We start from the raw sequence: 10,539 nt of genomic DNA on the forward strand, positions 1-10,539 counted from the left end.
AAGAATTTGGTCATCTATTTGGTTTATTATTAGCTTTTAGTAGCAAATAAAATAAAAAAAATCTTTCATCCTCAAATAAAGGACGAAAGATTTTGCTTCCGTGGTACCACCTTTGTTCACCTCTTCTAAAGAGATGCACTTTACACCCTATATCGTTGGGAAACGGTTAGGTTTGCCTAACAGCTCGTAAGGTAGGTTCAATAAAGCATGGAACTGTGAAGTTTTTCAGCCAACGAACTTCACTCTCTTCTTGTTATACTTTATTTACTATTCTTACTTAGACGCTTAGTATGAAATATATTATTAGATTATGAATGAACACTATAGTATATGTCAATAGTCAGTTGTTGATATATCAGAATATTTACATTTTATCGCGTTAAAATAATGACAATATGTATATAATAGTAGTAAACTTGTAATAATCAAAATGAATGATAGTTCATAATTTATAAATAAGGTGAGTAAAATGAAAAAATGGGAAAATAATATTGCACAAATCGCTATTCCAACTCCTTTTCCAGTAGGGGATATTAATGCGTACGTAATAAAAGGTGAAGCCTTAACACTTGTTGATACTGGAGCTAAAACACCAGCTACAAAAGAAGCTCTTCAGGCAGGGTTAAAAGAACTTGAATTGGAAATGAGTGATATAGATCAGATTCTCCTTACACATCACCATCCGGATCATGTTGGGGGTGTAGAGCTTTTTCCTTCGGATATTCCATTACTTGGCCATCCTGACAATGAGTTTTGGTTTACTATGACGCAGGAAAAAATCGAAGAAAGTGAAGGATACTTTTGGGAATTAGCTAAGAAAATGGGAGTGCCTGATGATTTTTTTAATAAGATTGGTTCGTTAGAAGATGCGTTAAATATGGGCTGTAATCGTTCTCTTACACATACGTTGCAAGAGGGCGACAGTGTTCCAGGGTTACCTGGCTGGACAGTGTATGAAACGCCAGGTCATGCCGGAACGCATATTGTTTTATTAAGAGAAGAGGATGGAGCTTTAATTGGAGGAGATTTGTTATTGCAACATGTGTCACCAAATCCACTTATTGAGCCTCCAATGGTAGTTGGTGAAAATCGTCCTAAAGCTCAACTATTATTAAATGAGTCTTTACGTAGTTTATTAAAGATGCCTATTCAATCTGTATATGCAGGTCATGGTGAAGTGATTCGAGAACCGGAGGAACTCATTCACAAACGATTAGCGGCTCAGCATGAACGAGCAATGAAAGTCAAAGATATGCTTTGCAAGGAGCCATCTACAGTTTTCGATATTTGTAAGCAACTATTTCCGACTTTATTTAAGAAACAGTTTGGGTTAACAATTTCAGAAACGCTGGCACAACTTGACTATTTAGAAGATTTAGGAGAAATTAGAGGAGAAGAAACAGAACGCGGAATGATTTATTCTGTGAAGTAAAGCTTGAGGTGGAAAGATTGAATAGATTAAATAATAAAACAGTAGTTATTACTGGAGCATCAAGTGGGTTAGGAAAAGAAATAGCTATTCAATCGGCGAAATGTGGGGCAAACGTAGTTCTTATTGCACGGAGTCTTAATCGATTAAAAGAATTAGAGAAATCATTAGTTAATCAATTTGGTGTCGAAGTATACTCATTCCAATTGGACGTATCTAACTTATCGGAAATGGAGCGAGTATTTACTGATGTAATAAAAAATGTAGGTAATATTGACGTTCTAGTGAATAATGCTGGTTTTGGTATTTTTGAAGAAGCGCGTGAAATGGATTTAGAGGAAACAAAAAGAATGCTAGATGTAAATATTTTTGGATTAATGGCTTGTACAAGAATGGTTCTCGATTCAATGATTCAAAGACAATCGGGACATATCATAAATATTGCATCTCAAGCTGGGAAAGTAGCTACACCAAAATCAAGTGTATACGCTGCAACAAAGCACGCGGTTCTTGGCTTTTCTAATGCTTTACGTTTAGAATTAGCTGAACATCATGTATTTGTCACAACCGTAAATCCTGGTCCTATTGAGACGAATTTTTTTGAAACAGCCGATGCTTCTGGGACGTATGTAAAGAATGTAAAAAAATATATGCTTCGTCCGGAAGATGTAGCAGAAAAAATTATTTCTTGTATGCTAACAAATAAACGAGAAATTAATCTGCCTGGATGGATGAATGCTGGTACGGTCTTTTATGCGGTATTTCCACGTATGTTTGAGGCATTAGGACAGAAGTTTTTTTTCAAAAAATAAGCTTCATTGTCACATCGAGGTGAAGAGAATGAAATGGTTGCTTCCTTTTATAGTAATCGTTAGTTTACTTATTAGTTGTGAAGATGATTCGTCCGTGAATGGGGGTACAGAAGGGTATATTACTCAGTTTGTTAAAGATGATCTTGTATTAATAGGTGATACCATTTATAACATTAATAGCGATACACAGCTTCAAACATCTGACGGTGAATCTTTGAAGAAGAGTGACTTGAAAATTGGCATGAAAGTGCAACCTTTTTATAAGGAGACTCTTGAAGAAACATTTCCAGCAAAAGGTGATGCAAAACTCTTGCGTGTCCTAACGGATGAAGAAAGTCTGAAAGAAAGTGTAATGATGATTAACGTACTACACCAATTGAAGCATAATGAAGATGAACATTTCATCATTACGAATGTCGTACACGCTGAGGGTGTCTATGAGATGGACGTTATGCGGAGGTCAAATGTCGATATTGGTTTCACCATTACGGTTGATGATGAAAGTTATGAAATATTGTATATGGAAGCATAGGGATGGATGAATTTATTTCATCCGTTTTTTTGCTTTTTTTTTAAAACTGTAGTTTTTTTATACAGTTTATTTTTTTAGGTTGCGAATACAATAGAAAGTAAGGTATAACTACTAGAGGTGTAGGATACGTTTCTGAAAGAGGTACATACGATGGAGCAGAAAAAACAAAAAGAAGTAATGGAAGTTTGTCTTCTTGCCGGGAAAATGTTGTTAGAAAATGGGGCTGAAACGTATCGTGTAGAAGATACGATGTTAAGAATAGCAAATGCATTTGGGATGACCAAATGCGATAGTTTTGTTGTTCCAACAGGAATTATATTTTCGATTCATTCGGATGAGCAAGAGAAAACAAAGCTTGTTCGCGTTTCAAATAGAACAACAGATTTATTGAAAATAACGAATGTGAATAAAGTGTCAAGAAGCATCAGTGAGGGAAGGCTGTCAGTTAAAGAAGCTTATGACGCCTTACAAGAAATCGAAGCAAAGAAAGTCACTTTTTCGGTGACCACTCAACTTTTGGCAGCTTCGCTATCAAGCGGATGTTTCGTGATTATGTTTTTAGGTGGTTGGAAAGATTTTATTCCAGCAGTTATTGCGGGTGGTCTTGGTTTTTTAGGTTTTCTTTTCTTTAATTGGCTCGTAAATGTAAAGTTTGTTTCTGAGTTCTTAGCTGCAGTCATTATTGGTGTAGTTTCTTATATACTCGTTCATATTGGATTTGGTCAGGAGTTAGATAAAATTATTATAGGCTCGGTCATGCCTCTTGTACCTGGATTATTATTAACGAATGCTGTTCGTGATTTAATGGCAGGGCATTTAGTGTCTGGTATATCAAAAGGAGCCGATGCGTTCTTAACAGCTTTTGCAATTGGTGGCGGCATTGCAATTGTTTTAACGCTACTATAAAGGTGGGATAGACATGGCATATTTAGCACAGCTTGTTACAAGTTTCATTGGATCTGCAGGGTTTGGTATTATTTTTAATGTTCCACGCGAGACGGTATTGAAATGTGGATTTGTTGGTATGATTGGATGGATTGTTTATTTTACTTTAACGCAAAATGGCATGGATATTATTCTAGCAACGGCGATTGCATCTACGTTGATTGCTGTTATTAGTCAAATGTTCGCGAAAATATATAAAACACCTATGACCATTTTCACTGTAGGTGGAATTATTCCACTAGTACCAGGTGGGATGGCTTATAACGCAATGCGGCATTTCGTGGAGAATGATTACAATACAGCTATTAATTTAGCAGCAAAAGCTTTCTTAATTTCTGGAAGCATTGCAATTGGATTAGTGTTTTCAGAAGTGCTTCATCAAATTTATAAGCGTATTATAAATCGAAGAAATATGATATAGATGACTTGATAAAAAAACCTACTGTAGAAGTAGGTTTTTTTTGTATTTGTCCAATTTTTTCATTGTAACTAAAAGAAAAAATTTGTATAAATGCTATTATATCAAGGTTTATCACCGTTTATTTCTAAAAAATATTATTCCTATGTATAAACTCGGGTTGACATTGACGATAAATGTGATATTATTTGAAAAAACAGAATATACAATAAATGTATTTTGAAAATAAAACGAAGGGAAAGGCTGATTGGAGTCTTCATATCTGTATGAAGAAAGCAGCTACATGGTATGGTTTGTATGTTATTGAAGGTATGAGAGAGTAAGCACTTCTGTAAAAGTCTGTCCTACCAAAAGATTTTTAATTCAAGAAAATTTTTTAAGGAGGTACAGTTGTGGAATTAGACCGTGAATATCAATCTCTAGCTTTACAAATTAGTAATATGCTTAAAACGATGAAATTTGGATCGATTACAATAATCGTTCAAGATGGAAAAGTGATTCAACTTGAAAAGAATGAAAAAGTAAGATTGAAATAAATCGCTGACTAGAAAACTAGAGGCGGCTTTAATTCAACACAATATCGTGTTGGTTAAGGCTGCCTTTTTTGCGTAGTCACAGATTAGTAAATTAGTTAAACAAGATGGAGTGTGGAAGATTTGCTTTATTCGACTTTTAAGGAAGAGGATATCCCGATATTCTCGGAAACAAGCAAAGGAAAAGGTGCATATTCAGTATTAGAGTGGGCGTATAAGCAATATGGTGAAAAGCTGCTTTACGCATGTAGCTTTGGCGTAGAAGCTAGCGTGTTACTGCACCTAATACAACAAGTAAAGACAAATGCGAAGGTGTTGTTCTTAGACACAGGACTTCACTTCGAACAAACGTATGAAACGATTGAAAAAACAAAGGAGCGGTATCCTTTATTGCAGATTGAACTGAAGAAGCCAAGCTTAACGGTTGCTGAACAAAGTGAGCAGCATGGACCAGAGTTATGGAAAAGCAAACCGGATTTTTGTTGTCAATTGCGAAAGGTGCAGCCATTGGAAGAAGAATTAAAGAAAGTGGATGCTTGGATTTCTGGATTAAGAAGAGAACAATCAATAACAAGAAAGCATGTTCAATTTATTAATAAAGATGACCGATTTCAACTCATAAAAATTTGTCCATTGATTCATTGGACATGGGATGAAATTTGGGCTCATGTAAGAGAACATGATTTACCATACAATTCATTACACGATTTTAACTATCCGAGTATTGGTTGTGAGCCATGTACAAAAGCGGTAACAACTAACAGTCGAGATGGTCGTTGGCAAGGGAAAGGGAAATTAGAATGCGGCTTACATTTAGCGCCGAAAAAAAAGGGGGAAGCATAAAATGACTACTATTTTACCACATGGAGGAGCATTGATTCAGCAATATAATTCTAATTTAAACATAGAAGATGTTAAAAAGGAGCTACCTTTAGATCGTATTTCATTAAGCGATTTGGAGTTAATAGCTGTAGGAGCATATAGCCCATTAACAGGATTTCTAAAGAAAGAGGACTATGAGAGTGTTATTCGAAAATCCCGCCTACAAAACGGAATTGTATGGAGTCTGCCAATAACACTTCCTGTTACAGAAGAAGCATCTACAGAGCTTACAATAGGTGAAAAAGTACGACTTACCTTTGAAGGTGAAACATATGGAGTTCTTGATGTACAGGATGTTTTTTCAGCAGATAAAGCGTTAGAAGCGCAATTAGTATATGGAACTACTGATATAGAGCATCCAGGGGTTAACGTTCTTTTTGAAAGACCTAATGTGTATGTTGGAGGTTCTATTACGCTAATCAAAAAGCCAGCAAAAGCGTTCGCTAACTATCATTTTGAACCGAGTGAAACACGAGCGATATTTGCTGAGCTAGGTTGGCAAACAGTAGTTGGTTTTCAAACGCGTAATCCCGTTCATCGGGCACACGAATATATTCAAAAGTCAGCATTGGAAATAGTGGATGGGTTGTTTTTAAATCCATTAGTAGGTGAAACGAAGAGTGATGATATTCCGGCTGATGTTCGCATGGAGAGTTATGAAGTACTACTTGAAAAATATTATCCGAAGAATCGGGTACAATTAGCTGTTTTCCCTGCTGCGATGAGATACGCGGGACCAAGAGAAGCGATTTTTCATGCCATTGTGAGAAAGAACTATGGTTGCACACATTTTATAGTGGGACGCGATCATGCTGGTGTAGGTAATTATTATGGAACATATGATGCACAGAAGATTTTCTTGAATTTTTCTCGTGAAGATATTGGCATAACACCGCTTTTCTTTGAGCATAGTTTTTATTGTCATGCATGTGAAGGAATGGCTTCTGACAAAACATGTCCGCATGCTACTGATCAACGAGTCATTTTATCAGGAACAAAAGTGCGTGAGATGTTGAGAGTGGGTGAAGTTCCACCTTCAACATTTAGTAGGAAAGAAGTAATTCAAGTATTGATTGAAGGTTTGCAAGAGAAAAAAGTGAAAGCGTAGGAGTGGTTATAGTGAAAAAGCATATTACGTGGCATGATTCGCAGGTACATGTTCAACAAAGACGCTTACAAAATGGTCATCATAGTTTTGTCATTTGGTTTACTGGTCTCTCTGGATCAGGAAAATCGACAATTGCTAATGAATTAGCAGCGCAACTATTCTCAGAGAACATTAGTGTTTACGTTCTTGATGGTGATAATGTTCGTCACGGATTGAATAGTGATCTTGGATTTTCAGAGGAGGACCGTACGGAGAATATTCGAAGAATTGCTGAGGTTGCTAAGTTATTTGTGGATAATGGAACAATTGCTATTACAGCCTTTATATCCCCTTTCCAGGAGGATCGTAATCGAGCTCGTGCGAGTTTGCAGAATGATGAATTTATTGAGGTATATGTTAAATGCCCATTGGATGCTTGTGAACAAAGAGATCCAAAAGGATTATATAAAAAAGCTCGAGAAGGACAAATAAAACAATTTACTGGTATTGATTCACCTTATGAAGAGCCAGTTCGTCCTGAATTAATTATTGATACAGCAGGGCTATCTATTGAAGAGTCGGTAAATGAAATTATAGCTTATTTAAAAACGAGAAAGTTTATTTGAAAGGGGAGGTTACATTGTGGGTTATGTAAAAAAATGGGCTGACGATGACAATATTAATGCAAGCGAGAAGAAGAAACTAGTGAAGGATGGGTTGCGAATATTTGATGATATACCAACATATGCGAAAAATGGTTTCGCTTCAATTCCGAAAGAGGATTGGGATAGTTTTAAATGGGCAGGTTTGTATTTGCAAAGACCGAAAGAAGCAGGCTATTTTATGATGCGAGTGAACGTGCCATCGGGGATACTAAATGCAGAACAAGTAGAAACATTGGCTGGAATAGGGAAAGATTACGGGCGTGATGTGGTAGATATTACAACGCGTCAAGCTATTCAATTTCATTGGCTAACAATTGAGAATATACCAGATATTCTACAGAGATTAGAAGATGTAGAGTTATCAAGTGCAGGCGCATGTGGCGATATTACACGTACCATTGTTGGTAATCCGATAACAGGATTAGATCGAAATGAATTATTTGATACGAGTGAAATCGTGAAGGAAGTATTTGAATTCTTTCAACGTAATGAAGATTTTTCGAATTTACCAAGAAAGTATAAAATGTCTATTTCTGCAAATGTTCATAATGCTGCTAATGCAGAAATAAACTGCCTATCTTTCACTCCAGCACGGAAAGAAATTGCAGGAGAGTGGGTGAATGGATTTCATATAAAAGTTGGTGGAGGGTTATCGGCACGACCATATTTAGCTCAGCAGCTAGATGTTTTTATCAAGCCTGAAGAGGTGAAGGAGACAGCTGTTGCCATTACAACTATTTTCAGAGATTACGGCTATCGTGAAAAACGTGTCCGCTCTCGATTAAAATTCTTAATAGCTGACTGGGGCGTCGAGAAGTTTAAAGAAGTATTAGAGAAATATACAGGGCCCTTATTATCAAAAGGTGAAGATGCAGTTAAGAAATGGAATGCTGGTTATTTCTATGGTGTTCACCCTCAGAAACAGGAAGGCTTAAGTTATGTGGGCTTCAATGTCCCGGTAGGCCGATTGCATAGTGATGAAGTTTTTGAGCTTGCTAGAATCGCAAAAAAATATGGGAACGGAGAAATTCGTACTTGTAATTCACAAAACTTAATCATTGCAAATGTACCGAATGAATTAACTGAACAATTATTACAAGAAAAAATTTTTGAGCGGATTACTGCAAAGCCGAATTCATTTATTGGTCACGCAGTTTCATGCACAGGTATTGAATATTGCAATCTCGCCTTAGTTGAAACAAAAGCTCGCATGACTCGTATTGCTCATTATTTAGATGAACACATCGAGCTTGATGTTCCTATTCGTATTCATATTGTGGGATGCCCTAACTCTTGTGGACAACGCCAAATTGCTGATATTGGTTTACAAGGTGTGCTTATGAAAACGAAAGATAAGACATTGGTGGAAGCTTTTGAGATTTATGTAGGCGGTACACTAGAGAATGGTGGTTCCTTTAACCAAAAATTAAAGGGTAAAGTGCATGGAGATCAAGTGCAGCTTGTTTTGGAATATTTGTTGAATGATTTCAAAACACATAAGTTATTGAGTGAGACATATCAAGAATTCTTTATTCGAGTGGGCATTGCTCATATTCAACAAAGTTTAGATGAAGCGATAGCTCGTTTAAGTGAGCAAGTTTCCTAAAGGAGAAAAAGACTATGTATTTATATCGTTTTGAAGTGAAGATTGGTAATGAAGTTTTCCCTGTAGTTGTAGCGGCAACGGATGATCAGCAGGCTTTTCGTCTAGCTGATACGGAGCTTGAAAAGCATTTCTTGTATGAGCCAGTAACAGATGAGGTTATTTTACATGAGAAGAAACGCGTTCGTACAGGAAATGCGTATGTGTTGTATGAGAAAGAGGCGACAGAACGAAAAGTCAGTAATCATTAGATGATATATGAAGAGAGGTGGAAATGAAATGAGCAAAGTGTATTTAGTAGGAGCAGGGCCAGGAGATTTAGATTTAATAACTGTAAAAGGTTTGAAGTGTATTCAACAAGCAGATATTATTCTTTACGATCGACTTGTTAATCCTGAACTTTTACAATTTGCAAAAAAGGAAGCCGATGTGGTTTATTGTGGTAAGCAACCAGGAGATCATTCGATGCATCAGGAAACAATATCGTATTCACTTGTGCATTATGCGAAGAAAGGCAAGATTGTTGTGCGACTAAAGGGAGGGGATCCTTTTGTGTTTGGTCGAGGGGGAGAAGAAGCAGAGGTTCTTGTGAAACACGGCATTCCATTTGAAATTATTCCTGGTATAACAGCAGGCATTGCTGCCCCAGCTTATGCTGGTATTCCAGTGACACATCGAGATTGCAGTGCGAGCTTTGCCCTTGTTACCGGTCATCGTCAAGATGGTAAAGAAGATGATGTGAAGTGGGAAAGCTTAGCGAAAGGTATCGATACGTTGGCTATCTATATGGGAGTTGCTAATTTGGCTTATATACGAGAAAGATTGATTCATTTCGGTAAGTCTGCTCAAACACCTGTAGCACTAATCCAAACTGCTTCACTATCATCACAGCGAACGATCATTTCAACTTTAGAGAATGTAGTGGAGAAAGCATGTGATGAAAAAGTAACGAATCCTTGTATGATTGTGGTTGGTGAGGTTGTAAAGTATCATGATTCTCTTAATTGGTGGGAAACACCTGTTATGAGTCATAAAGTAAGCGAGGCATTGTAAATGCAGGCGGTATTGTTTATTTGTCATGGAAGCAGACGTCAATCTTCTTGTGCCGAAGCGATAGCTTTTATGAATGAGTGTCAAAAGGAATTCTCGCATATTCCAATTGTGGAATTTGGTTTTCTTGAATTGGCTACACCTACAATTGAAGATGGTTTTGACAAATGTGTAAAGCAAGGTGCAACGAAGATTGCAGTGATTCCTTTTCTCCTATTAACAGCAGGACATGTGACATACGATATTCCTCAAGAACTAGTTCGATTACAATTGTTGCATCCTTCAATCGATCTATCATATGGAAATCCTATCGGAGTTACAAGTAAAATGTCTCAGTTAGTGCTAGACCAAGTAAAAGGAACTAAAATGGCTACTAACGATGCTCATATAATAATAGTAGGAAGAGGTAGTAGAATGTTGGAAGTGCAAACACAATTAGAAGAGATTATTGCACCTGCTAGAGAAATTTTTCCTTCTCTATCTATTTCATATTTAACAGCTTGTAAACCATCTTTTATAGATAGTCTTACCTCTGCATTATACTCACAATTCTCAACAAGTATTATTGTTCCTTATTTAATAT

13 protein-coding genes and 1 other annotated feature are annotated in these 10,539 nt (G+C 36.6%); all 13 genes read left to right on the forward strand.

What is annotated here, in order from left to right; all coding sequences use genetic code 11:
- Window positions 1-75: 75 nt before the first annotated feature.
- Window positions 76-291 (reverse strand) — a binding site (T-box leader).
- Window positions 292-469: 178 nt separating this feature from the next.
- Window positions 470-1,432: an MBL fold metallo-hydrolase gene (locus tag V7014_RS11690; protein WP_335507299.1), complete on the forward strand. Its 963-nt coding sequence runs from the start codon at window positions 470-472 to the stop codon at window positions 1,430-1,432.
- Between the two features lie 17 nt (window positions 1,433-1,449).
- Window positions 1,450-2,241: an SDR family NAD(P)-dependent oxidoreductase gene (locus V7014_RS11695; protein ID WP_335507301.1), complete on the forward strand. Its 792-nt coding sequence runs from the start codon at window positions 1,450-1,452 to the stop codon at window positions 2,239-2,241.
- A gap of 28 nt (window positions 2,242-2,269) precedes the next feature.
- The gene (locus V7014_RS11700; protein ID WP_335507302.1) at window positions 2,270-2,773 is read left to right on the forward strand and encodes a hypothetical protein; all 504 of its coding nucleotides are present in this window, start codon (window positions 2,270-2,272) and stop codon (window positions 2,771-2,773) included.
- A gap of 150 nt (window positions 2,774-2,923) precedes the next feature.
- A complete protein-coding gene (locus tag V7014_RS11705) occupies window positions 2,924-3,679 on the forward strand; it encodes a threonine/serine exporter family protein (protein ID WP_335507303.1) in 756 nt (251 codons plus the stop codon).
- Window positions 3,680-3,692: 13 nt separating this feature from the next.
- A complete protein-coding gene (locus V7014_RS11710) occupies window positions 3,693-4,139 on the forward strand; it encodes a threonine/serine exporter family protein (RefSeq protein ID WP_335507305.1) in 447 nt (148 codons plus the stop codon).
- Window positions 4,140-4,528: 389 nt separating this feature from the next.
- Window positions 4,529-4,672 (forward strand): YezD family protein, encoded by a 144-nt coding sequence (locus tag V7014_RS11715; RefSeq protein ID WP_335507307.1) that lies wholly within the window; start codon window positions 4,529-4,531, stop codon window positions 4,670-4,672.
- 120 nt (window positions 4,673-4,792) lie between these two features.
- Entirely contained in the window at window positions 4,793-5,512 is a 720-nt protein-coding gene (locus V7014_RS11720; RefSeq protein WP_335507310.1) for a phosphoadenylyl-sulfate reductase, read from the forward strand.
- Between the two features lies 1 nt (window position 5,513).
- Complete coding sequence (sat, locus tag V7014_RS11725) at window positions 5,514-6,659, forward strand: sulfate adenylyltransferase (RefSeq protein WP_335507312.1); 1,146 nt, start codon at window positions 5,514-5,516, stop codon at window positions 6,657-6,659.
- Between the two features lie 11 nt (window positions 6,660-6,670).
- Window positions 6,671-7,264 (forward strand): adenylyl-sulfate kinase, encoded by a 594-nt coding sequence (gene cysC, locus V7014_RS11730; RefSeq protein WP_335507314.1) that lies wholly within the window; start codon window positions 6,671-6,673, stop codon window positions 7,262-7,264.
- 16 nt (window positions 7,265-7,280) lie between these two features.
- Window positions 7,281-8,909: a nitrite/sulfite reductase gene (locus V7014_RS11735; protein WP_335507316.1), complete on the forward strand. Its 1,629-nt coding sequence runs from the start codon at window positions 7,281-7,283 to the stop codon at window positions 8,907-8,909.
- A gap of 14 nt (window positions 8,910-8,923) precedes the next feature.
- On the forward strand, window positions 8,924-9,157 hold the full coding sequence (locus tag V7014_RS11740) for a DUF3906 family protein (protein ID WP_335507317.1): 234 nt from the start codon (window positions 8,924-8,926) through the stop codon (window positions 9,155-9,157).
- Between the two features lie 28 nt (window positions 9,158-9,185).
- Complete coding sequence (cobA, locus tag V7014_RS11745) at window positions 9,186-9,959, forward strand: uroporphyrinogen-III C-methyltransferase (RefSeq protein WP_335507319.1); 774 nt, start codon at window positions 9,186-9,188, stop codon at window positions 9,957-9,959.
- A partial coding sequence (locus V7014_RS11750; protein ID WP_335507321.1) for a sirohydrochlorin chelatase occupies window positions 9,960-10,539 on the forward strand: 580 nt, incomplete at its 3' end.

The sequence above is a fragment of the Bacillus sp. JJ722 genome (assembly GCF_036963345.1).
Classification (GTDB): Bacteria; Bacillota; Bacilli; order Bacillales; family DSM-1321; genus Bacillus_AD.